The organism is Microbispora oryzae (assembly GCF_017896165.1).
GTDB lineage: Bacteria > Actinomycetota > Actinomycetes > Streptosporangiales > Streptosporangiaceae > Microbispora > Microbispora oryzae.
Window position 1 is genome coordinate 1 of the sequence record NZ_JAFCNB010000024.1, and the last position, 22683, is coordinate 22683.

Annotated in this window: 19 protein-coding genes; 10 read left to right on the forward strand and 9 right to left on the reverse strand. The window is 69.6% G+C overall.

Features of this window, described 5'->3' with window-relative positions; genetic code table 11:
• The first annotated feature begins 112 nt into the window (after window positions 1-112).
• From JOL79_RS29175 to JOL79_RS29210, 8 genes are all read left to right on the forward strand, one after another.
• Window positions 113-931 carry a lectin gene (locus JOL79_RS29175; protein WP_230985701.1) on the forward strand — a complete coding sequence of 273 codons (819 nt, stop codon included), beginning with the start codon at window positions 113-115 and terminating at the stop codon, window positions 929-931.
• 209 nt (window positions 932-1140) lie between these two features.
• Complete coding sequence (locus JOL79_RS29180) at window positions 1141-2964, forward strand: lectin (RefSeq protein WP_210159128.1); 1824 nt, start codon at window positions 1141-1143, stop codon at window positions 2962-2964.
• A gap of 683 nt (window positions 2965-3647) precedes the next feature.
• Window positions 3648-5072, forward strand: coding sequence for a sugar ABC transporter ATP-binding protein (locus JOL79_RS29185; protein WP_210159193.1), 1425 nt, complete (start codon window positions 3648-3650; stop codon window positions 5070-5072).
• A complete protein-coding gene (locus JOL79_RS29190) occupies window positions 5069-6070 on the forward strand; it encodes an ABC transporter permease (protein ID WP_210159129.1) in 1002 nt (333 codons plus the stop codon). The genes JOL79_RS29185 and JOL79_RS29190 overlap by 4 nt, the downstream gene beginning before the upstream one ends.
• Window positions 6067-6999: an ABC transporter permease gene (locus JOL79_RS29195; protein WP_210159130.1), complete on the forward strand. Its 933-nt coding sequence runs from the start codon at window positions 6067-6069 to the stop codon at window positions 6997-6999. Before JOL79_RS29190 ends, JOL79_RS29195 begins: the two co-directional genes overlap by 4 nt.
• Window positions 7000-7013: 14 nt before the next feature.
• Entirely contained in the window at window positions 7014-8243 is a 1230-nt protein-coding gene (locus tag JOL79_RS29200) for a substrate-binding domain-containing protein (RefSeq protein WP_210159131.1), read from the forward strand.
• Window positions 8240-9073 carry a sugar phosphate isomerase/epimerase family protein gene (locus JOL79_RS29205; protein WP_210159132.1) on the forward strand — a complete coding sequence of 278 codons (834 nt, stop codon included), beginning with the start codon at window positions 8240-8242 and terminating at the stop codon, window positions 9071-9073. The genes JOL79_RS29200 and JOL79_RS29205 overlap by 4 nt, the downstream gene beginning before the upstream one ends.
• Before the next feature lie 92 nt (window positions 9074-9165).
• Entirely contained in the window at window positions 9166-12699 is a 3534-nt protein-coding gene (locus tag JOL79_RS29210) for a lectin (protein ID WP_210159133.1), read from the forward strand.
• Window positions 12700-12791: 92 nt separating this feature from the next.
• Here the strand turns inward: JOL79_RS29210 and JOL79_RS34655 are convergent, their stop codons facing one another.
• From JOL79_RS34655 to rpmG, 6 genes are all read right to left on the reverse strand, one after another.
• Window positions 12792-14138, reverse strand: coding sequence for a lectin (locus JOL79_RS34655; RefSeq protein WP_230985695.1), 1347 nt, complete (start codon window positions 14136-14138; stop codon window positions 12792-12794).
• Window positions 14139-14664: 526 nt separating this feature from the next.
• On the reverse strand, window positions 14665-14835 hold the full coding sequence (gene rpmF, locus JOL79_RS29220; protein ID WP_210159134.1) for a 50S ribosomal protein L32: 171 nt from the start codon (window positions 14833-14835) through the stop codon (window positions 14665-14667).
• A 2-nt stretch (window positions 14836-14837) separates the two neighbouring features.
• Entirely contained in the window at window positions 14838-15137 is a 300-nt protein-coding gene (gene rpsN, locus JOL79_RS29225) for a 30S ribosomal protein S14 (RefSeq protein ID WP_210159135.1), read from the reverse strand.
• A complete protein-coding gene (gene rpmB, locus JOL79_RS29230; RefSeq protein ID WP_210159136.1) occupies window positions 15137-15373 on the reverse strand; it encodes a 50S ribosomal protein L28 in 237 nt (78 codons plus the stop codon). Before rpmB ends, rpsN begins: the two co-directional genes overlap by 1 nt.
• Complete coding sequence (locus JOL79_RS29235) at window positions 15373-15618, reverse strand: type B 50S ribosomal protein L31 (RefSeq protein ID WP_210159137.1); 246 nt, start codon at window positions 15616-15618, stop codon at window positions 15373-15375. Before JOL79_RS29235 ends, rpmB begins: the two co-directional genes overlap by 1 nt.
• The gene (rpmG, locus tag JOL79_RS29240; protein WP_210159138.1) at window positions 15615-15779 is read right to left on the reverse strand and encodes a 50S ribosomal protein L33; all 165 of its coding nucleotides are present in this window, start codon (window positions 15777-15779) and stop codon (window positions 15615-15617) included. The genes JOL79_RS29235 and rpmG overlap by 4 nt, the downstream gene beginning before the upstream one ends.
• Window positions 15780-15853: 74 nt before the next feature.
• On the opposite strand from rpmG, the gene JOL79_RS29245 reads away from it, so the two are divergent.
• Window positions 15854-16990: a CobW family GTP-binding protein gene (locus JOL79_RS29245; RefSeq protein WP_210159139.1), complete on the forward strand. Its 1137-nt coding sequence runs from the start codon at window positions 15854-15856 to the stop codon at window positions 16988-16990.
• Window positions 16991-17072: 82 nt separating this feature from the next.
• Here JOL79_RS29245 and hrpB read toward each other — a convergent pair whose 3' ends face one another.
• The 3 genes from hrpB to JOL79_RS29260 form a co-directional block, all read right to left on the reverse strand.
• The gene (gene hrpB / locus JOL79_RS29250; RefSeq protein ID WP_307848797.1) at window positions 17073-19514 is read right to left on the reverse strand and encodes an ATP-dependent helicase HrpB; all 2442 of its coding nucleotides are present in this window, start codon (window positions 19512-19514) and stop codon (window positions 17073-17075) included.
• Window positions 19515-20331: 817 nt separating this feature from the next.
• Window positions 20332-20904, reverse strand: a complete 573-nt coding sequence (ybiA, locus tag JOL79_RS29255; RefSeq protein WP_372446820.1) for a riboflavin biosynthesis intermediates N-glycosidase — start codon at window positions 20902-20904, stop codon at window positions 20332-20334.
• Window positions 20905-20945: 41 nt separating this feature from the next.
• Window positions 20946-21656, reverse strand: coding sequence for a sigma-70 family RNA polymerase sigma factor (locus JOL79_RS29260; protein ID WP_230985696.1), 711 nt, complete (start codon window positions 21654-21656; stop codon window positions 20946-20948).
• 222 nt (window positions 21657-21878) lie between these two features.
• On the opposite strand from JOL79_RS29260, the gene JOL79_RS29265 reads away from it, so the two are divergent.
• Window positions 21879-22613 (forward strand): SDR family oxidoreductase, encoded by a 735-nt coding sequence (locus tag JOL79_RS29265; RefSeq protein WP_210159140.1) that lies wholly within the window; start codon window positions 21879-21881, stop codon window positions 22611-22613.
• Window positions 22614-22683: the final 70 nt, after the last annotated feature.

Consider the following 22683-nt stretch of genomic DNA (forward strand, 5'->3'; position numbering starts at 1 on the left):
GGCGAACCTGTATGGGGTGTTCGTCGCCTCTTACACCGATTCGGGTGGGTTGACGACGACGGATATTCATACGTTGCAGCCGCGTCATCGGCAGGCGGAGCATTTCGCTGCGATGCAGGGTGTGCAGGCGGCTGATCACGCGACGGCTGAGGGTGGTAAGACGGTCGGGTACACCGATGACGGTGATTGGATTTCGTTCCAGCCGTATGTGCTGGGTAACGCGAACAAGATCACGGTTCGGGTGGCGTCGGCTGGTGCGGGTGGCCGTATCGAGGTGCGGGCGGGTTCGGCGACGGGGACGTTGCTGGGCACGGTGACGGTGCCGGTGACCGGGAGCTGGGACACCTTCGTCGACGCGACCGCGAACCTGAGCGGCGGGCCCGCGGGGGCGACCACGTTGTATCTGGTCTTCCGCGGCGCGACCGGCTCGGGTTACCTGTTCGACCTCGACGCCTTCACCCTCGGCACCGGCACGTCTTCCTCGCCGTCGCCGTCTCCCTCGCCGTCTGTGTCGCCGTCCGCGTCGCCCTCTCCGCCTGCGGGTGGTACGAGCGCGATCCGCGGTGTGGGGTCGGGCCGGTGTGTGGATGTGACCGGCAGTTCCCAGAGCAACGGCGCGCAGGCGCAGATCTACGACTGCAACGGCGCGGCCAACCAGCAGTGGACTCTCACCAGCTCGAGTGAGCTGCGGGTCTACGGCAACAAGTGCCTGGATGTGAACGGTGGCAGCACGGCCAACGGTGCCACGGTGATCATCTGGGACTGCAACGGGCAGAACAACCAGAAGTGGCGCTTCAACTCCGACGGCTCCCTGACCGCCGTCGGTGCCAACAAGTGCCTCGACGTGCCGGGCAACGCCACGGCGAACGGCACCAAGCTCAACATCTGGGACTGCAACGGCCAGGCCAACCAGCGCTGGACCCGGGTCTGAGGCACCAGTTACGCCCCGACAGGGGCTGAGGGCTCCGACGTCCCGGTAAGCGACGGGCTCGGGCGGGATCACCCGGTCCCGCCCGAGCCCGAAGACCGGGACGTCGTCCGGCCTCGACCGCACCACCGATCACCAATTGAGGTGACACCCGGCGCGGCCCAGCTGATCGCTGAGACGGCCGTCCCGGGCGCCGCGACGGAAGGACATCCATGCTGCGACATCTGACCCCCGCGCTCGGGGGCATCCCACGGAGCGACAGAAAGACATCCCTGCTGCGACGTCTGTCGGTGACCGCCGTGGCGCTCACCACCGCCGCCGCGACGATGATCCCGGCCATCCCGGCCCAGGCCGCCGCCTTCAAGGTGCTCGTCTTCTCCAAGACGGCCGCCTTCCGGCACGACTCCATCCCCGCCGGAATCCAGGCGATCCGCGACCTGGGTTCGGCCAACAACTTCGCGGTGGACGCGACGGAGGACGCCGGCGCGTTCACCACGGGCAATCTCGCGCAGTATCAGGCCGTGGTGTTCCTGAGCACCACCGGTGACGTGCTCAACGCCACCCAGCAGACCGCCTTCCAGTCGTACATCGACGGCGGCGGCGGTTATGTGGGCGTGCACTCGGCCGCCGACACCGAGTACGACTGGCCCTACTACGGCCAGCTCATGGGCGCCTGGTTCAACAACCACCCGGCGATCCAGCAGGCCACCGTCAGGACCGAGGACCGGGCGAACGCCGCGACCGCCCATCTGGGGGCGACCTGGACGCGTACCGACGAGTGGTACAACTACCGCACCAACCCGCGGGCCAACGTGCACGTCCTGCAGAACCTGAACGAGAGCAGCTACAGCGGCGGCAACATGGGCGACCACCCGATCACCTGGTGTCACCCCCAGTCCTCCGGCCGCGCGTTCTACACCGGTCTCGGGCACACCCAGGAGTCGTACGCCGACTCGAACTTCCGCAACCTGCTGCTCGGCGGGATCCGGTACGCGGCCAAGGCGGCCAACGCCGACTGCCGCCCGGAGAACGGATACACGACGTTGTACAACGGGTCGACGACGGGCTGGTCGCAGGCCGGGCCGGGGTCGTTCACCAACAGCGACGCCACGCTGACCTCCCAGGGCGGCATGGGCATGCTGTGGTACAGCGCCAAGGAACTCCACTCGTACTCGGTCAAGCTCGACTGGAGGCTGACTGGCGACTCCAACTCCGGCGTGGTGGTCGGCTTCCCGGCCACGAGTGATCCGCAGGCGGCGCTCGACACCGGCTACGAGGTGCAGATCGACGCGACCGACACCGCCGACAAGACGACGGGGGCGGTCTACGGGTTCCAGTCGGCGGACATCGCCGCACGCGACGCCGCGCTGAATCCGCCGGGTCAGTGGAACACCTACGAGCTGCTGGTGGAGGGTGAGCGGCTGCAGGTGTTCCTGAACGGGTCCAAGATCAACGACTTCACCAACAGCGACCCGGCGCGCTCCCTCCAGCAGGGCTACATCGGCATCCAGAACCACGGGTCCGGCGACGTGGTGTCGTTCCGCAACATCCGCATCAAGGAACTGACCAGCGCGTCGCCGTCGCCTTCTCCCTCGCCGTCTCCCTCGCCGTCCGTGTCGCCGTCCGCGTCGCCCTCTCCGCCTGCGGGTGGTACGAGCGCGATCCGCGGTGTGGGGTCGGGCCGGTGTGTGGACGTGACCGGCAGTTCGCAGTCCAACGGCGCGCAGGCGCAGATCTACGACTGCAACGGCGCGGCCAACCAGCAGTGGACTCTCACCAGCTCGAGTGAGCTGCGGGTCTACGGCAACAAGTGCCTGGACGTCAACGGCGGCAGCACGGCCAACGGCGCCACGGTGATCATCTGGGACTGCAACGGGCAGAACAACCAGAAGTGGCGCTTCAACTCCGACGGCTCCCTGACCGCCGTCGGCGCCAACAAGTGCCTCGACGTGCCCGGTAACGCCACGGCGAACGGCACCAAGCTCAACATCTGGAGCTGCAACGGCGGCTCCAACCAGCGCTGGACCCGCGTCTGAGCCGATCGCGGGCCAGAAGAAAGCGGCCGGGAGCCGCGGAGCGGCGTTCCACGTAGAACGCCTTCCCGCGTGACATGCCGTCCGGCGTGACCCCCGATCGGGTCACGCCGGACGGTCCCGGGCTGGGAAGCGCGGAAGGAAAACGCGCCCGAAGTTTCATACTCATTTACGCCTGCCCCTCGGGATGTATTGCCGATCGTCTCCGGTGCTGAGGCGAAAAAGCTCTGGTACAGACCTATCTGGACGTGCGGTTTTTTCCTCTGTGGGGTAATCGAGGTTATCGTCCGCTATGTCGCAATATTCGGTTCTCGGCTGATAGATAAGCGGGCTTGACAGTCGGGTTTTGGGCATTTAGTTTCAGTCACAATTGCTTGATCATTACTGCCGTGTGGTCAGGCCCGGCGTCCGCCGCGTCACAACGCCGTCCGCCAGGCGGTGAAATCTTGTCGACGGCGCCCTGCCGGACGCGGTCCGGCAGGGCGCCGTCACCGGCGTCCGGGGTGGGCCTCATGCCGGGCCGGCACGACCCTCGGCTGCTCGTTAGGAGACCCCTCTGTGCATGACTCCTCGGTCCGTACCCCACGAAGACCTGTCCCAGCCGGTTCCACCACCGGGGTGACGACGGCCGCCCCGGGCGCGGCAGGCACGGCCGCGCTGATCGACGGGCGGTCCGCGTGCTGAAGATGACCGGCATCGGCAAGAGCTTTCTCGGTGTCCGGGTCCTCGGCGGGGTCGACCTTGAGGCGTCCGCGGGCGAGGTGCACGCGCTGGTGGGGGAGAACGGCGCGGGCAAGTCGACGCTTATGAAGATCCTCGCCGGAGTGCACACTCCGGACGAGGGAACGATCGAGATCGACGGCCGGAGCGTGGCGTTCGGGCACCCGATCGAGGCGCAGCGGGCCGGGGTGGCGATCATCTATCAGGAGCTCACCCTGCTGCCGGAGCGTACGGTCGCCGAGAACGTCTACCTCGGCCGGGAGCCCGTCCGGCGAGGGCTGGTCGACCGGGCGGCGATGGAGTCGGCCACCGCTGAGCTGCTGAGCTCGCTCGGAGAGGAGTCGTTCGGGCCGCGCGATCTCGTCCGGCGGCTCTCGGTCGCGCAGCAGCAGGTCGTCGAGATCGCCAAGGCGCTCTCGCTGAACGCCCGGATCGTGGTGATGGACGAGCCGACCGCCGCCCTGGCCGATCACGAGGTCGAGCTGCTCTACACGCTGGTACGGCGGCTCACCGAGCGCGGGATCGCGGTCCTGTACGTCTCGCACCGGCTGCGCGAGATCTTCGATCTCTCCCAGCGGATCACCGTGCTCAAGGACGGCGCCAAGGTGACCACCGCGGAGACGTCGGCCCTGGACACGGCGGCTCTGGTCCGCCTGATGGTCGGAAGGGACCTCCAGTCGTACTACCCGCCCAGGGCGACGGAACCGCCCGGTGAGGTGATCGTGAAGGTGCGCGGCGGCGGCAACGCCAGGCTGCACGACATCGACCTCGACCTGCGCGCGGGTGAGATCGTCGGGATCGCCGGGCTGCAGGGGTCTGGCCGCACCGAGCTCGCCAAGGCGCTGTTCGGGGCGGAGCCCTTCACCAGCGGAGAGATGACGCCCTGCCGTCCCCGCTCGGCCCGCGAGGGCATCTCGGCGGGGATCGGCCTGGTCACCGAGGACCGCAAGGCCGAGGGGCTGCTGCTCAACCAGCGGGTGCGCGACAACGCGCTGCTGGTGGCCCGGGCGACCGGGATGCGGCGGCCCGCGGTCGAAGGGCTGCTCGAACGCGTGCGGCTCAAGCCGCCCCGGCCCACCCAGGAGGTGCGGCTGCTGTCCGGGGGGAACCAGCAGAAGGTCGTGCTGGCCAAATGGATGACGGTCGCCCCGCGTGTCCTGCTGTTCGACGAACCGACCCGCGGCGTCGACGTGGGCGCCAAGGCGGCCATCCATGAACTGATGCGCGAACTCGCCCACGACGGCATGGCCGTACTGATGATCTCTTCCGAGCTGCCCGAGCTCATCGGCATGAGCGATCGCATCGTCGTGCTGCGGGACGGCCGCGTCGCCGGAGAGCTGCCCGCCGGCGCCACCGAGGAGGCCGTGATGCACCTGGCGGCCGCGTCATGACACAGCAACTGAAGCTCCGGCGCGTCTCGGCCGAGGGCTCGTTCCTGCGGCGGCTGTCGGCCGACCGGCCCGCGCGTCCCGTCTACCTGGCGCTCGTCCTGCTCATCGTGCTGGGCTGGCTGTTGTTCGCCCTGGACGGCGGGCAGTTCCTCAGCCTGGAGAACGTCGTCGGCATCCAGCAGCGATCGGCCGCGCTGGGCATCGTCGCGGTCGGCCAGACCCTGGTCATCCTGGCCGGGAGCCTGGACCTCTCGGTGACCTACCTGATCAGCCTGACCTCCCTGGTCGCGGCCGAGATCATGGCCGGCTCCGACGCGAACGTGCCGGCCGCGGTCGCGGCGGTGCTGGCGGTGAGCGCGCTGGTCGGACTGGCCAACGGCCTGATCGTCACCAGGCTCCGGGTGCACGCGTTCATCGCCACGCTCGGGGTCGCACTGATCATCAGAGGGGCGCTGGACGAGCGGTACGACGGACCGGCGGGCAGTGTTCCCGCGTCCTTCCAGCATCTCGGGTACGACCGCATCGGGCCGCTGCCGGTGTCGGCGCTGCTGTGGGCCGCCGTGGCGGCGTCCGTCTGGCTCCTGCTCAGCCGGACGAGGCTGGGGTACCGGATCTACGCGGTGGGCGGGGACATCGAGGTCGCGCGGCTGTCGGGAGTCCGCACCGAGCGGGTCGTGGTCGTCGCCCACGTGGTGTGCTCGGTCTGCTCCGGGATCGCCGGACTGCTGCTGGCCTCCCGCCTGGGGGCGGGCGCGCCGACGGTCGGCACCGACGGCGGGTACGACCTGGAGTCGATCGCCGCGGTCGTGCTCGGCGGGACCGCCCTGGCCGGAGGGCGCGGCGGGGTCGCCGGGACCGTCGGGGGAGTCCTGCTCCTGGCCGTTCTCGACAGCATCTTCAACCAGCTGGAGGTCAACTCCTTCGCCAAGGACGTCGTGCGGGGCGTGGTCCTGGTGGCAGCTCTCGCGATCTACGCCCGCAGGAGGCGGACCTCATGAGACGTACTCTGCCGATCTTCGTGGTGCTGGCCGTGCTGCTGGTCGCGATCGCCGTGGCCAACCCGTACTTCCTGGAGCCGCCGGCCTTCCTCGCCTTCGTCAAACGCGCCGCGCCGCTGGTGATTCTCGCGGCCGGGCAGTACGCCGTCATCGTGTCCGGCGAGTTCGACCTGTCGGTCGGCTCGCTCGTCACCGCCGAGGTGGTGATCGCCGCGCGGCTCATCGACGGATCCGCGGAGGCGACGTGGCCCGTGGTGGCCCTGCTGATCGTTCTGGGGCTGCTCGTCGGGCTGGTCAACGGGGTCGTCACCACCCTGCTGCGCGTCCCGTCGTTCATCACGACACTCGGCATGCTGCTGATCCTGTCGGGAGCGATCTTCCTCTGGACGGGAGGCGCGCCCCGGGGCGCGCTGTCCGAGGAGTTCCGGGAGCTGGGCCGGGGAAGCCTGGGCCCGGTGCCCTGGTCGGTCCTGATCCTCGTCGTGGTGGCGGCTGCCGCCGCCTACGCGATGCGTGCCCGTTTCGGCCACACGCTGGTCGCGGTCGGCGACAACGACCGCGCCGCGGCCCTGTCCGGTGTCCGCGTCGCGCGGGTGCGGACGGTGGCATTCATGATCTCCGGGCTGGCCGCGGCGGTCGCCGCGATCCTGCTCGGTGGTTTCGCCGGGGTGTCCGCGCAAGTGGGCAAGGGCCTGGAGTTCCAGGCCATCACCGCCGTCGTGCTCGGCGGCGTGGCCCTGGGGGGCGGCCGCGGTTCCGTGGTCGCCGCGATGGCCGGCGCCTTCACGCTGGAGGCGCTGTTCACCCTGCTCAACCTGTACGGCATCTCGGGCGCGCTGGAGCCCGCCGTACAGGGTGTGATCATCATCGCCGCGGTGGCGCTGGGAGCCGTGCGCTTCCCGCGCAGAAGAGTCGCGGCGACATCGTGATGGAAGGAAAGACTATGAATTCATATTCGCGGCGGCTCCTCGCCTGCGCCGCGCTGGCTGTGGTGACGCTGTCGGCGGCCGCGTGCACCAGCGACAAACCCGCCACCTCCTCCGCCTCCGCCGGGTCGGGCTCCGCCGAGCCGGCCGGGTCCGCGGCGGCGAAGGACGCGGGCACCGGAGACCAGTCGAAGTTCTTCGTGCAGGCCGACTACGACGCGCAGATGGCGATGCGCAAGGCGCAGGCGGACGGCCCGGCGGACAAGCCGTGGGAGCAGACCATCGACGCGCAACTCGTCGACACCGGCAAGTACAAGAAGTCGGGGCCGTACAACCTCTGCTTCTCCAACGCCGCGGTCAACAACCCCTGGCGGCAGGTCGGCCTGAAGAACATGCAGGCGGAGGTCGCCCTGCACAAGGAGATCGCGAAGTTCACCGCCCTCGACGCCGAGGGCAAGGACGACAAGCAGATCTCCGACATCGCGGAGCTGCAGGGCAAGGGCTGCGACGTGCTGATCGTCTCGCCCAACACCACGGCAACACTGACTCCCGCGGTGGCCGGGGCCTGCCCGAAGGTGCCCGTCATCGTGTTCGACCGGGGCGTCCAGACCGACTGCCCGGTCACGTTCATCAAGCCGATCGGCGGCTACGCCTTCGGCGCCGAGGCGGCCGAGTTCCTGGTCGACAAGGTGCCCGCCGGCGGGAAGATCCTCGCCCTGCGCATCCTGCCCGGCGTGGACGTGCTGGAGACCCGCTGGTCGGCGGCGAAGGTCGCGTTCGACAAGAGCGACCTCGACGTCGTCGGCGTCGAGTTCACCGACGGCGACGCCGCGAAGACCAAGAGCGTCGTCAGCGACTACATCCAGCGCTTCGGCAAGATCGACGGAGTCTGGATGGACGCGGGCGCCACCGCCGTCGCGGCCGTCGAGGCGTTCGAGGACGCGGGCCAGCCCGTGCCGCCCATCAACGGCGAGGACCAGCAGGACTTCCTGAAGAAGTGGAGCGACTCGAAGCTGACCGCGATCGCCCCGACCTATCCGACGTACCAGTGGCGCACGCCCATCATCGCGGCGCTCAAGATCCTCAAGGGTGAGCAGGTGCCGAAGGTCTGGAACCTTCCGCAGCCGACGATCACCCAGGACAACCTCACCACCTACCTCAAGCCCGGCATGCCGCCGCTCCACTACGCCATGTGCGGCTGCGAGAACCTGCCCGGCTACCCCGAGAAGTGGGGCGGCACGTCGTGATCGGCGTCAACACGTGGGTCTGGGTCTCGCCGCTCACCGACGAGACCCTGGCCGCCCTCGCGCCGCGGCTCGCGGAATGGGGATTCGACGTCGTCGAGCTGCCGGTCGAGCAGCCCGGCGACTGGGATCCCGCGAGGGCGGCGGCCCTCCTTCCCGAGTGCGGGCTCGGCGCGTCGGTCGTGCTGACGATGCCGCCGGGACGCGAACTCGTCGGAGCCTCGCCGCAGACCGTCAAGGAGACGCAGGACTACCTGCGGCACTGCGTGGACGTGGCGGTGGCCGTCGGCGCGCCGGCGGTCAGCGGGCCCGCCTACGCGTCCGTCGGCCGGGCCTGGCGGATGAGCCCGGACGAGCGGCGCACGATCTACGCCGAGCTGAGGGAGAACCTTGAACCGGTCGTCTCCTACGCGGCCGAACACGGCGTCCGGATCGGCATCGAACCGCTCAACCGGTACGAGACCAGTGTCATCAACACCGTCGAGCAGGCGCTCGAGGCGCTCCCGGAGGAGTGCGGACTCGCCCTCGACACGTACCACATGAATATCGAGGAGAAGGACCCCTTCGGGGCCATTCGGCTGGCCGGCGCCAGGATCGCGCACATCCAGGTGTGCGGGAACGACCGCGGCGCCCCCGGCAGCGACCACTTCGACTGGCCCGCCTTCGCGGCGGCCGTCCGCGACGTGGATTACCGCGGCCCGCTCGTGATCGAGTCCTTCACCGCCGACAACAGGACCATCGCCACCGCCGCGTCCATATGGCGTCCCCTCGCGCCGAGTCAGGACGCCCTCGCCACCGAGGGTCTCGCCTTCCTCCGCGCACTCATGCCCTGACCTAAGGAGGCTCCCATCACCGAGCCCTGAGATCCGTGCCATCGCACCCTTTCCCTCTCCTTACCAACTGGTTATCCCCCAGGAGATTCTTCATGCGAAGAACACGGCTACTCCCAGCCATGGCGGCGGCCCTGTTAGGGCTGCTGCTGTCCGCGGTGCCATTAGTGGCATACGCGGCCGATCCGCAGTTCAAGGTCCTGCTGTTCAGCAAGACCGCGAGCGGCGCCTACCGGCACGACTCCATCGCCGCCGGAATCGCGATGTTCCAGCAGATGGCGACCGACAACAACTTCCAGCTCGACCGCAGCGAGGACTCCTCGGTCTTCACGTCGTCGACGCTGAACAGTTACGACGCGATCATCATGCTGCAGACCAGCGGCATGGTGTGGGACAACGACGCCCAGCGTCAGGGCATGCAGGCCTATGTGCGCAGCGGCCACGGCATCGTCGCGGTCCACAACGCCACCGACATGAACATCGAGTCGCAGTTCCCGTGGTGGGACCAGGTCGTGATGGGCGGCGCCCACATGACTCAGCACTCGTCGATCGTGCAGGGCACCGCCAAGGTGGCCGACCAGGCCCACCCCTCCACGAAGGGTCTGCCGGACCGGTGGACGCGGACCGAGGAGTGGTACAACTTCGACAAGAACATGCGCGGCTCGGTGCATGTGCTGGTCACCGCGGACGAGACCACCTACGACGCCGGCGCGAACAAGATGGGCGCCGACCACCCGATCTCCTGGTGTGGCAACCCGGAGGGCGGCCGGGTGTGGGCCACCGCGATGGGCCACAACGCGTCCTCCTACTCGGAGGCGCTGTTCAAGCAGCACCTGCTGGGCGGGGTGAAGTGGGCCGCGGGCTCGGTGCCCGGCGACTGCGGCGGCACGATCGCGGCCCGGTTCCAGAAGGTGACCCTCGACGGCGCGCCCGACCAGCCGATGGAGCTGGACGTGGCCTCCGACGGCAGGGTCTTCTACATCTCGCGCTCGGGCAAGGTGAACCTGATCCCGGCCAACGGCGGCGGTACGCGCGTCATCGGCACCCTGTCGGTGTACGACGGCGGCGAGGACGGCGGGATCGGCCTGGCGCTGGATCCCAACTTCGCCACCAACGGCTGGATATATCTCAACTACTCGCCGTCCAACGGCGGTGAGGTCAACCGGGTGTCGCGGTTCACCTTCAACGGCACCAGCATCGACCTCGCGAGCGAGAAGAAGATCATCGAGGTGCCGGCGTTCCGCAACGTCGACGAGCCCGGTCACACCGGTGGCTACCTCGCGTTCGGGCCGAACGGCAACCTCTACATCGGCCCGGGTGACGACACGAACCCCAACGCGTCCAGCGGCTACGCCCCGATCGACGAGCGGTCGGGCCGGGAGCACTACGACGCGCAGCGGTCCGCGGCGAACACCAACGACCTCCGTGGCAAGATCCTCCGCATCCACCCCGAGTCCGACGGCACGTACACGATCCCGTCCGGGAACCTCTTCGCGCCGGGCACGGCCAAGACGCGGCCGGAGATCTACGCGATGGGCTTCCGCAACCCGTTCCGTTTCTCGGTCGACAAGGCCACCGGCTGGATCTCGCTGGGCGACTACGGTCCGGACGCGGGCAGCGCCAACGCCAACCGCGGTCCCGAGGGCACCGTGGAGTGGAACCTGATCAAGGAGCCGGGCTTCTTCGGCTGGCCGTACTGTGTCGGCAACAACATCCCGTTCAACGACTTCAACTTCGCCACCAACACCTCGGGGGCGAAGTTCAACTGCTCGGCGCCGGTCAACGACTCGCCCAACAACACCGGGCTGACCAACCTGCCGGCGGCCAAGGGCGCGACCGTCTGGTACAACTACCACGTCTCTCCCGAGTTCCCCGAGATCGACTGCTGTGGCGGCGCGGCCCCGATGGGCGGCCCGTTCTACCACTACGACCCCAGCAGCACGTCCGACCGCAAGTTCCCCGAGTACTTCGACAAGACGCCGTTCCTGTACGAGTGGAGCCGCAACTTCGTCAAGGAAATGCGGCTGGACTCGTCCGGAAACCTCCTGAAGATCAGCCCCTTCGTCGCGCAGCTCGCTCCGCACGCGCCGATCGACATGAAGTTCGGCCCGGACGGCGCCCTCTACATGGCCGACTGGGGCAACGGCTTCGGTCACGCGAACACCGATGACGGCGTCTACCGCGTCGACTACGTGGCCGGGAACCGCGCTCCTCTCGCCAAGGCGAGCGCCAACCCCGACTCGGGCGCCGCGCCGCTGACGGTGGCCTTCTCCTCGGCCGGATCGTCCGACCCCGACGGCGACGCGATCACCTACAGCTGGGACTTCGGCGACGGCGGCACCTCCACCGCCGCCAACCCGTCCCACACCTACAACAGCAACGGCAACTACACCGCCAAGCTGACCGTCCGGGACTCCAGCGGGAAGACGGCCAGCGTCACGTTGACCGTCTCCGTCGGCAACACCCGGCCGAAGATCGTCTTCGCGGCTCCGGCCGACGGCGGGTTCATCGACTTCGGCGACCAGGTGAGCTACACGCTGAACGTCACCGACCCCGAGGACGGCACCGTCGACTGCAGCAAGGTCAACGTGATCACGGCGCTCGGCCACGACCAGCACGCCCACGACACCGGTCAGTTCACCGGTTGCTCCGGCACGGTCACGACCACCGCGTCCGGCCATGACGAGGCGGCCAACGTCTACTACGTGCTGCAGGCCGACTACACCGACAAGGACGGGCTGAAGGGCAACGCCGGCATCACGCTGCAGCCCAAGCACAAGCAGGCCGAGCACTTCACCGGCTCGTCCGGGATCCGGGTCGTCGACGAGACCGGCGCCGAAGGCGGCAGGCGAGTCGGCGACATCTCCAACAACGACTGGATCTCCTTCACCCCGATGAACCTGTCGGGCATCAACGCGGTGTCCTTCCGCGTCTCGGCGCCCTCCAACACGGGGGGATCCATCGAACTGCACGCCGACTCGCCGACGGGGACGCTCATCGCCACCAGCTCCGTGCCGGCGACCGGGGGCTGGAACACGTACGTGTCCCTGCCTCAGGTCCAGGTCACCAACCCCGGTGGCACCCACAATGTCTACGTGGTGTTCAAGGCCCCGTCGGCCAACGCGTTCGACGTCGACTCGTTCACCTTCGTGGGCAAGGGCGTCGCGCAGGGCGGAAGCTCGCCCTCGCCGTCTCCCTCGCCGTCCGTGTCGCCGTCCGCGTCGCCCTCTCCGCCTGCGGGTGGTACGAGCGCGATCCGCGGTGTGGGGTCGGGCCGGTGTGTGGACGTGACCGGCAGTTCGCAGTCCAACGGCGCGCAGGCGCAGATCTACGACTGCAACGGCGCGGCCAACCAGCAGTGGACTCTCACCAGCTCGAGTGAGCTGCGGGTCTACGGCAACAAGTGCCTGGATGTGAACGGCGGCAGCACGGCCAACGGCGCCACGGTGATCATCTGGGACTGCAACGGGCAGAACAACCAGAAGTGGCGCTTCAACTCCGACGGCTCCCTGACCGCCGTCGGTGCGAACAAGTGCCTCGACGTGCCGGGCAACGCCACGGCGAACGGCACCAAGCTCAACATCTGGGACTGCAACGGCGGCTCCAACCAGCGCTGGACCCGCGTCTGACCCTGATTGACAACTGAACCCCGAACCATGGAGCCGGTCCGCGTAACGCGGACCGGCTCCACTGGTGTGTGAGGCAGAGGGACGTCAACCGATCAGCGGCGGCTCCATCGTTGGTTGGCGCCCCCGTTGCAGCTCCAGATCTCCACCTTGGTGCCGTTGGCCGTCTGCCCGCCGGTGACGTCCAGGCAGAGGCCGGACTGGGCGCTGGTGATCGTGCCGTTGGAGTTGAGCGTCCATTTCTGGTTGGTGCCGCCGTTGCAGTCCCAGACGCCGACGGCGGAGCCCGGCGTCGTGCCGCGGTTCAGCACGTCGAGGCACTTGGTGCGGCCGAATGTGCGCAGCTCGCCGGCGGAGGTGGCGTACCACTTCTGGTTCTCGCCGCCGTTGCAGTCGTAGATCTGGGTCTGTGTTCCGTTGGCGGAAGCGGCGCCGGGGACGTCGAGGCAGCGACCGGACTGTTCCCCCACCAGAGCGGAGTCCGGCTGTGTCGCCGGCGGCGCCCAGGAGCCGGTCACCGTGTCGATGGTCCAGGACGAGTAGAACGTGCTCATCGACGCCGTACCGCCGTTGATCGTCAGCGGGAGCCACACAGGCACCGAGCTGTTCAGGTCACCGGAGTTCCAGCGGTCGCCGAGATAGACGTACGTCGTCCCGGACGATCCGGAGACCGGCAGGACGAACGAGGTCTGCGAGTTGAAGGTGCTGGTGCCCGCCGGCGCGAAGGTGGTGAATCCACTCCACGGGCCGGACAGCGAGGTGGCCGTGGCGTACACGTTGTCGTTGGTGGACCAGCCGGTGAGGTGGGAGGCGAACAGGAAGTACCGGCCGTTCACCTTCACCATCGCCGGAGACTCCAGATCGGCGAGGACCGCCGTCGCGCTCACCACGCTGGTGTAGTCGGCGGAGAGCCGGTCGATGCGCAGCCCGTTGCTGCGATCCTCGGTCAGCAGGTACGCGCTGCCGTCGTCGTCCTTGAAGAGGCCGAGGTCCCGGCTCTGGTACCCGAGGGGCCGCGAGGAGCCTCGGTAGGTGTAGGGCCCGCAGGGCGTCGAACTGGTGGCCACTCCGGCGCGTGCGTCGCTGTACGAGCTGTTGTCGATGTGCATCCACATCACGTACTGACCTGTGTTGGAGTTGTAGATGACCTTCGGCCGCTCCACGATCCGCCCGGCCGCCAGGTCGCCGCTCGACTGCCGGCTCAGCGCGTTGCCGACCCGCGTCCAGGTGGCCAGGTCGGTGGAGGAGTAGCAGGCGACGGCGGTGAACGTGGCGCCGGCCGTCTTGTCCTCTCCCACCATGTAGTAGGTCGAGCCCACCTTGAACACGCCGGCGCCGTGAGCCTGCAGCCGGTTGCCGGCGGTGTCGTACCACATGGTCCCCGGGTTGATCGTCGCGGCCGCGGCCAGGGCCGGGCCGGGCGCGAGCAGCCCGACGAGCATTGAGGCGACCGCGCAGAGCGCCAGGATCCAGCTGAATCTTCGTCCTGCGATTCCACCAGGTGTACGTGGGTGGGTGTGTGCCGAGGCCGGGCGGCCCCGGCGGTGACACGCCGCATTCACCATGATTCGATCTCTCCCCGCATGTCGCGCCCGCGGAGATCGATGCCGGCGGAAACATTCGTGGCCGGGCCGGAACGTCACCGCGAACTCAGGAAAACGGAGGGACGCCGGCACGTCCCCGGGAACCGCCGGCGCGAATCGGAGCAGGCCGCGCCGGAGCCGGGCGACGCCCCCGCTGTGCGCCTAATTGGGCGCCGAATTTCGGTGGTGATCACCTGGCGATTCAGTATGAGAATCGGGCGTGAAACGTGTCAAGGTCGCCGGTGAATCGATTCGATTCGATTGTCGCGCTTCGCCTCGCATCATCGGATTTTCTCTCGGGGTGGGAGGAATTACCTGAAAGATTCACGGAGAGGTATTCGCCGTACGCCGCCGCCCGTCCGGGATCGGACGGGCGGCGGCGTCGTCAGGCGGGCGGGTCGATCAGGCCGCGCCGGTAGGCGCGCACGAGGCGGCGGGGCACCAGCAGCCCTCGGCCGTTCAGGGTGATCGGGACGAGGTCGGGGCGCTCGGCCTTCCACTGGGCGCGGCGGTGCCGGGTGTTGCTGCGGGAGGTCCTGCGCTTGGGTACGGCCACGGCTACCAGCTCGCCTTCCTGACGCCGGGCAACTCGCCCCGGTGCGCCATCTCCCGGAAACGGATCCGGGACAGGCCGAACGTGCGCAGGTGGCCGCGCGGACGGCCGTCTACGGCGTCGCGGTTGCGCACCCGGGTGGCGCTGGCGTCGCGTGGCTGGCGGCTCAGCGACCGTACGGCCTCTTCCCGCTGCTCGGGGGTGCCGGTACGGATGATTTCCTTCAGCTCCGCGCGGCGCTCGGCGTGGCGGGCGACCACCGCCCTTCTGCGCTCGTTGGCTGCGATCTTGCTCTTCTTCGCCATCAGACCTTCTCCCCCCGGGCCCGGATGAGAGTCACGGCCTTCTCGACGCCGATCTTGTCGACCGTCCTGATGGCGCGGGTGCTGAGCGTGAGCCGGACGAACCGGTCCTCGCTCGGCAGCCAGTACCGCCGCCGCTGGATGTTGGGGTTCCACCTCCGGCGGGTGCGGCGGTGGGAATGGGAGACGTTGTTGCCGAAGACCGGCCGTACGCCGGTGAGCTGGCAGTGCGCGGACATCAACTCCTCCCGTAGCGCTGGTTGAACCGCTCCACCCGGCCGGCGGTGTCCATGACCCGGTTGCGGCCGGTGTAGAAGGGGTGGCTGGCCGATGAGACGTCGACGTCCACCACGGGATAGGTGTTGCCGTCCTCCCACACGACGGTCTTGCCGCTGGTGACGGTGGACCGGGTGAGGAAGGCGAAGCCCGCGCCGGGGTCTCGGAAGACGACCGGCCGGTAGTCGGGGTGGATGTCCTTCTTCATCGTTCCTCCCGGAACTCGACGTGGCGGCGGATCGTCGGGTCGTACTTGCGCAGCGTCAGGCGGCCGGGGTCGTTGCGCCGGTTCTTCCTGGTCACGTAGGTGTAGCCGGTGCCCGCGGTGGACCGCAGCTTGATCACCGGTCGTAGCTCGTTTCTGGCCATCCCTCTCGTCCTTCTCGGTCGGCGGCTGTGCCATGATAACGACAATCGTTTTCATTTTCATCCCTGGAGGTCACATGCGCACCCCCGTCGTCCTCGTGGCAGGCCTGTACGGCGACGCCCGGGCGACCGTGGTCGATCGGCTGCTCCGCGCCCATCCCGGCGCCGTCGCGATCCACCACGATCTGACCGGCGTCGCAGGCAACCGGGTCGAGCGCGTCACCCGCGACGCCTCGGGTCTTCTGGACCGGACCGAGGTGCACCTGGCCCATAGCTGTGTCACCTGCACGATCCGCGAGGACCTGCTCCCACAGCTGGTCCGGCACGCGCGGACGGCCTCGCTCCTGATCGTCGACCTGTGGGATTCGGTCGAACCCCGCCCTGTCGCCGAGGCGCTCGCGCATGAGGCGGCCGATCTACTGGCGCTGACCGGCGTGCTGACCGCCGTCGACGCCGAGCTCATGCCGGTGGACATCTGCCGCGGCGAGCGTCTGGCCGAGACCGGGCTGCTCACCGCCGCGGGCGACCGGCGCTATCTCGCCGAGGTGATGGCCCGCCAGGTGGAGTACGCCACGGGGCTGCTCCTCCTCGGCGACGACGAGGAGGACATGGAGCTGTCCGCCGCGGTGCTCGGCCATCTGGCCCCGCACACCCAGGTCTTCTCCACGTCGCTGCCCGAGGTGACCGGCCTTCCGCTCTGCGTCCACGAGCTGGGTGAACGGGTGGATCCGGCGACCGCCCAGTTGCCCGGGGACGCGCAGACCGGCGAGATCACCACCGTCGTCTGGCGGCGGCTGCGCCCGTTGCACCCCGGACGCCTGTTCGACGCGGTCGACGAGCTGGTGACCGGCTCCGTCCGCTCCCGGGGCCGGTTCTGGCTGGCCAACCGGCACGAGCGGATGCTCGCCTGGGACGCCGTGGCCGGCGTCGTCTCCGTCGAGGACGTGGGTCCCTGGCTGGCCGCGATGCCCGACGCCGCCTGGGACCTGGCCTCACCGGCCCGGCGTGCCGCCGCCGCCCTGGACTGGAACCCGGTCACCGGAGACCGGATCCAGCACCTCGTTTTCACCGGGCCCGACCTCGACCGCGAACGCATCCACACACTGCTCGACTCCTGCCTGCTCACCAGGCGAGACGCCCTTCCCGGCGCCGCAGAGTGGGCGGCCTACTCCGACCCGTTCGCCGACTTCATCGACATGAAGGAGACCGCGTGATGCCCCGCCGTACTGTCCGGAAGAAGAGCAACCCCCTGCTCGGGTTCGGCTACATCGACTACAAGGACGAACGGTCGTCCGGTCAGCCGTTCCCGCGGCGGGTCGTTCTCCGGGTGGGGACGGCGCCGAGGGGATCCTCCGGCCAGGGATGCCGCGGATATCGGCCGCGCAGCTCGGCCCGCACGGCCCGGTAGCCGTCCCGCCAGAACGACGCCAGGTCGGCGGTGACGGCGGCGGGCCTGCCAGCGGGCGACAGCAGGTGGACCACCAGGGGAACTCCCGCGACGCGGGGAGCGGCGTCCCAGCCGAAGAGCTCCTGCAATTTGGCGGCCAGCACCGGCTGGTCACCCGAGTAGTCCACCCGGATCCGCGACCCACTGGGGACGGTGATCCGCTCGGGCGCGACCTCGTCCAGCCTGAGCCGCCACGGCAGCAGGGTCGTGAGCGCCGAGGCCATGTCCACCCGCTCCAGGTCGGCGCGGCGGCGCAGACGCGGCAGGTCGAGCCAGGTCTCCGCGGTGCCGATGAGCGCGTCGTCGGACACGTCCGGCCACGGCTCGCCCAGGACCCGGTGGCAGAACGCCATGCGCTGGCGCACGGACACCGCCTCCGGGGTCCAGCGGAACAGCGAGAGCCCCTCCCGGCGCAGGCCGGTCAGGACGGCCGTGCTGACGTCCGCGCCGGGGAGCGGAGCGGAGGCCAGCTCCACGGCGCCCAGGCGTTCGACGCGCCTGGCGACGACGTCGCCATCCCAGGAGATCTCGTCTTCCACGTCGTGGAACGGCCCGGCCGCCGCCAGCGCGACGTCCTGGTCGATGACGGCGGCCTGGCGGATACGCGCCGAAGCGGCCCCGGCCGGACGGTCGGCCACGGCGATCGCCAGCCACTCCGCCGAGGCCAGGCGGGAATCGGCGGGCAGGGTCGCGGCCGTTCCCGAGACCATCAGATAGCCGCCGCCGCGGCGGCGCGCCACACGCTCGGGGTAGGCGAGCGCCACGACCGTACCGGCCACGGCGTCGTCGCCCCCGCCGCCCAGCCCACGTTCAAGGGGGTCCGCGTGATCGCGTACGGCCTGCGCCAGGCGGCGCGTCTCACGCCGCCAGTCGCGCCATCCGTTCCGCCGCGCCTCGCGCCACACCGACACCAGGTCGTCGGACGCGTGCCGGGGGAGTTCCCCTGAGAGCAGCGCCACCACCTCGGCGGCCTCGGCCGGGCCGTCGAGCAGCGCACGGGCCAGCCGGGGATGGACTCCCATCGCGGCCATCCGGCGTCCGCGATCGGTGACCCGTCCGTTCTCCAGTGCCCCGAGCGCGTGCAGCGTGCGACCGGCGGCGGCCATCGCGGCCGCGGGCGGCGGATCGAGCAGCGCGAGGGCCGAGGCGTCCGGCGTGCCCCAGCAGGCGGCCTGGAGCGCGAACGCCGTGAGGTCGGCCAGTGCGATCTCCGGCTGGGCGTGGTCGGGCAGCCGTCCGTCTTCCGCCTCCGACCAGCACCGGTAGACGACGCCGGGGGCCTCACGTCCCGCGCGCCCCGCCCGCTGACGCGCCGACGCCTTGGACACCCGTACGGTGGTGAGCGAGCCGAGCCCCCTGCCATGATCGGTGCGCGGCTCCCGTGCCAGGCCCGCGTCGATCACCACCCGGACCCCCGGAACCGTCAGGCTCGACTCGGCCACCGAGGTCGCGAGGATCACCCGTCTGCGCGTGCCGGGCGACAACACCTCGTCGAGCCGTTCGGCCCGGCCGTGGGCCTGCAACAGGTCGATCTCCGGCAGGCCGGCCAGCGCCGCCGCCACCCTGCCGATCTCGCCGGCCCCCGGCAGGAAGCACAGGATGTCACCGGTGCGTTCCGCCAGCGCGCGGCGCACGACGCCTCCGACGTGGGTGAGCAGGGCGGGGTCGACGCGCAGGCCGTGCGGCGGGGCGACCGGCCGGGCGGGCGGCGCCCAGACCACCTCCACGGGATGCGTCGAACCGGACGCGTGCACCACGGGCGCGCCGCCCAGCAGCCGCGACCACGGCGCGGCGTCGGCGGTGGCCGAGGCCGCGACGAGCCGGAGATCGGGCCGCAGAGTCTCGCGGACGTCGAGCAGGAAGGCCAGGGTGGTGTCGGCGTCCAGGTGCCGCTCGTGGCACTCGTCGATCAGGATGGTGTCGATTCCGTCCAGCTCGGGGTCGTCCAGCAGCCGCTGGAGGAGCACACCGGTGGTCACGACCTGGACGTGCCGTCCCGGCCGATGCTCGCCGCGAACGCTGAAGCCCACCTCCGCGCCGACCTCGGACCCGAGCAGCCACGCCATGCGCCGGGCCGCCGCACGGGCCGCGATCCGCCGGGGCTCGGCCACGATCACCCGCCGCGGCGATCCGCCTGAGTCGAGGCCCGCCAGAGCGAGCGGGACGAGGGTCGTCTTGCCCGTGCCCGGCGGCGCGGTGAGCACGGCCGTACCGGCCTTCTCCAGAACCGCGCGCAGCTCGGGCACGACATCGCGGATCGGCAGATCACCGGCCCGCGCGTCCAGGATCACGAGGGGTTCCCGCGCTCGGGCGCACGGGCGGCTGTGCGTACGGCGTCCACCGTACGAACGGTATCGGCCGGCCGGCTCCTCCACCCGACGGGCCCGCCCAACCCCGGCACTTTCGAGCGGCTCTGCACGCGGCATCTTGGGCACGGCCCCGCCTGCGGTCTGTTCTGAGGGATCTCGGTCGCCGGCGAAAGCTGTTTGACAGCATTCCTGGGCTGGCTACGATAGGTAGTGTATTGCTCACTCGGAGTCATTAAGGGGAGCCGGGTTAACCTCCGCAGGTGGTGGCCCGGCTTTCGCGTGCCAACCGATTCATATGGACTCGCAACCGACGTAGGTAAGCGCTGTCCCCAGTCCCAAAGTGGCAGGGTCCTCGTTGATGGCCAGCGTCTTGGCCGTACTGCTGACGACCACATCTGCTACCCAAAGCAGGGGTTCCTTGGCGAAGGCTGCCTGGCTGTACTCGAAGCGTGGGGCACGGCCTGCCAGTCCTCCAAGAACCTTGCGATCTGACAAGATCGATTCGCGCGTGGGTTGTCCCACGTGTCACGTGGAGTGAGTTGCCGGGTACGGAGGCGACCCTGTTTACTGTTCGTCACTGCACCACCCGTTTCGGTGGGTGGCCCGGGGCCCCGTCCAGTGGACGGGGACCTATGTTTGTTCACCATCGCGCCGGCGTCTGATCTTTCCCCGGTAATCCTCAAGCAGATCGGGTAGTCGGCACCTGCTCAACGTCCCCCGGTTGCTCTGTCTGAGGAACGTGGGGAGTTTGACTCGTCGAACGAGCGTGCGAGCACGGCGTACGCGTAGGCGCCGGAATTTACGACCGGTGCTCCAGTGCGTCGCGGGCCGCCATCAGGGCGAAACCGAGAAGGTTGAGACCCTGCCAGGTCGCGGGGGTGGCGGCGCGCTCGTCGCCCGCGGTCAGGCCGATGCCCCAGATCCGGTCGTACGGGCTGGCCTCGACCAGGACCCGCTTCCCCGTCGCGAGCAGATAGCGCCGCAGTTCGGCGTTCTGGCCGAACTTCGCGATGTTGCCGCGCACCACGATGTCGAATCGGCGGGCGTTCCAGGCTTGCTCGTCGAAGTCGCGTACGGCCCGGCCGAGCTTCTTGGCCTCACCCGGGTGATCGGCGGCCAGAATCTGTTCCGCGGTCCGGGCGTCACCGAACAGCCACGCCTTGTGCGCCATCATGTAGTGCTCGGCGGAGGCGAAGGTGTGGCCGTCCTCGGTGAAGGCGACCGGCCACCACTGCGACAGGCAGCCCGGCCCGGCGCCGCCGTCGCGCGCGGGCCGATGCCCCCAGAAGTACAGGTAGCGGAGGGTACGGCCGGACCGCTCCGCGGCGACCGCCTCCTCCACACTGCGCGGAAGGAAGATCTGCTCGGACACGCCCACACCGTGCCACAGGCGGCCGGGTTCGCGCCATCGACTTATGCGCTCTGTGCGCGGCGCCGGTCCGCGCCTGCGGCGAGCAGGTCTTCCAGTTCGGCGAGGTCACCGGTCTGCGCGGCGGCGAGGAACGTCTGTACGAGGCGCCGGTGCACGGTGGCGCTCACCGGGCGGCGCCGTTCGGCGGCGAGGCCGACGCGGGCGCGACGCACGAGCTGCCGCGCGTGGTCTTCGCCCAGGTGGAGGATCTCGGAGATGCGGCGGTAGGGGTAGTCGAAGGCTGTGCGCAGGAGATAGACGGCCCGTTCGGCGGGAGTCAGTCTCTCCAGCAGCAGCCGGATCGCGGTGCCGACCTCCTCGTGTCGTTCGGCCGCGGTCTCAGGGGTGACGGAACGGTCTTCCTGGTCCGGCAGGCGGGGGCCCGCGATGGTCTCGTGGCGACTGCGGGCGGACTGGGCGACGTTGATGGCGAGCCGGGTGGCGGTCAACGCCAGAAACGCGGGCGGATTGACGACGACCGAGCGGTCGGCCCGAGCCCATCGCAGCCAGGTCTCCTGCACCACGTCCTCGGCCTCGCCCGTGTCCCGCAGAACGCGCTGAGCGATCGCGAACAGCCGGGGGGCGGCGCTGACGAACGCCGAAGTGGCTTCGTCCCGATTTCCGATCGACCGCCGATCGGCCCGCTCCGCGGGGTCCCGGTACGGCTCCAGCAGGTTCATGGTCACGTTCTCGGCTCCGTTCGCACCCGGCATCCGCGTGATGCCACCGCGATCACGGTCGCTTTCCGGACCCCCGTGTCGCGCCCCGGGGGAAGCCTGGTCGATACCCTGGCCGTGGTCCCCTGGTCCCCTGGTCCCCCTGACCTGTCACGAACCGCGTGATCATCCGGTCTCGGCGGGAGAGCGGGCTCCTCGCTTTCGTACTCGACGGCGAGCAGGCGCGCGGAGTCGTGTCCGAGAGCCAGGAGGTGGGAAATGAAGATCGCTGTCATCGGTGGGAGCGGCCTCATCGGATCCCGGGTGGTCGAGATCCTTGACGCGGGCGGGCATGAGGCGGTGCCGCACTCGAGATCCACCGGTCTCGACCTGCTCACCGGGCGAGGCCTGCCCGAGGCTCTGGCGGGCGCCGACACGGTCGTCAACCTGACGAAGCCGGCGGCCTTCGACGAAGCGTCGCCCGTCTTCTTCCGGAAGACCATGGACAATCTGCTGATCGGCGCCGAGGCGGCCGGGGTGGGCCACGTGGTCATCCTGTCGATCGTGGGCGTCGACCTGGTGCCCGATCTGGCCTACTACCGCGCGAAGGTGCTGCAGGAGGACATCCTCAAGGCCGGTCCCGTGCCGTACTCGATCGTCAGGTCCACGCAGTTCTTCGAGTTCGTCGACACGGTGTTGTCCTGGACGTCCGACGAGCACACCGTCCGCCTGCCCGCCACCCTCGTACAACCCATCGCCGCGGACGACGTGGCCAGGGCCGTGGCCGACGTCAGCGTGGGCGCTCCGCTGCGCGGCACCCGGGACATCGCGGGACCCGAGGTCTTCGCGCTCGACGAACTGGGCAGGATTACCCTGGCCGCCCGCGGCGACCACCGCGTCGTCGTGACCGACGACGGCGCCGGCATGTACGCCGCCGCCTCGGGCCACGCCCTCGTCGCCAAGGACGGCGCCGTCGTCGCGCCGACCGGCTACCGCGAGTGGCTCGCGCGCTGAGGCGTCACGGCCGCTCGATCATCGGCTTGTCACGGATCAGGGGGCCACCCGGTCCAAGTGGGCGGCTGGA

Excerpts from the sequence above, each read along its gene's own strand:
- JOL79_RS29175 (WP_230985701.1), top strand. The coding sequence starts at position 113 with ATGCAGGGTGTGCAGGCGGCTGATCACGCGACGGCTGAGGGTGGTAAG.
- JOL79_RS29180 (WP_210159128.1), top strand. The coding sequence starts at position 1,141 with ATGCTGCGACATCTGACCCCCGCGCTCGGGGGCATCCCACGGAGCGAC.
- JOL79_RS29185 (WP_210159193.1), top strand. The coding sequence starts at position 3,648 with ATGACCGGCATCGGCAAGAGCTTTCTCGGTGTCCGGGTCCTCGGCGGG.
- JOL79_RS29190 (WP_210159129.1), top strand. The coding sequence starts at position 5,069 with ATGACACAGCAACTGAAGCTCCGGCGCGTCTCGGCCGAGGGCTCGTTC.
- JOL79_RS29195 (WP_210159130.1), top strand. The coding sequence starts at position 6,067 with ATGAGACGTACTCTGCCGATCTTCGTGGTGCTGGCCGTGCTGCTGGTC.
- JOL79_RS29200 (WP_210159131.1), top strand. The coding sequence starts at position 7,014 with ATGAATTCATATTCGCGGCGGCTCCTCGCCTGCGCCGCGCTGGCTGTG.
- JOL79_RS29210 (WP_210159133.1), top strand. The coding sequence starts at position 9,166 with ATGCGAAGAACACGGCTACTCCCAGCCATGGCGGCGGCCCTGTTAGGG.
- JOL79_RS34655 (WP_230985695.1), bottom strand. The coding sequence starts at position 14,138 with ATGCTCGTCGGGCTGCTCGCGCCCGGCCCGGCCCTGGCCGCGGCCGCG.
- rpsN (WP_210159135.1), bottom strand. The coding sequence starts at position 15,137 with ATGGCGAAGAAGAGCAAGATCGCAGCCAACGAGCGCAGAAGGGCGGTG.
- rpmB (WP_210159136.1), bottom strand. The coding sequence starts at position 15,373 with ATGTCCGCGCACTGCCAGCTCACCGGCGTACGGCCGGTCTTCGGCAAC.
- JOL79_RS29235 (WP_210159137.1), bottom strand. The coding sequence starts at position 15,618 with ATGAAGAAGGACATCCACCCCGACTACCGGCCGGTCGTCTTCCGAGAC.
- rpmG (WP_210159138.1), bottom strand. The coding sequence starts at position 15,779 with ATGGCCAGAAACGAGCTACGACCGGTGATCAAGCTGCGGTCCACCGCG.
- JOL79_RS29245 (WP_210159139.1), top strand. The coding sequence starts at position 15,854 with ATGCGCACCCCCGTCGTCCTCGTGGCAGGCCTGTACGGCGACGCCCGG.
- JOL79_RS29260 (WP_230985696.1), bottom strand. The coding sequence starts at position 21,656 with ATGCCGGGTGCGAACGGAGCCGAGAACGTGACCATGAACCTGCTGGAG.
- JOL79_RS29265 (WP_210159140.1), top strand. The coding sequence starts at position 21,879 with ATGAAGATCGCTGTCATCGGTGGGAGCGGCCTCATCGGATCCCGGGTG.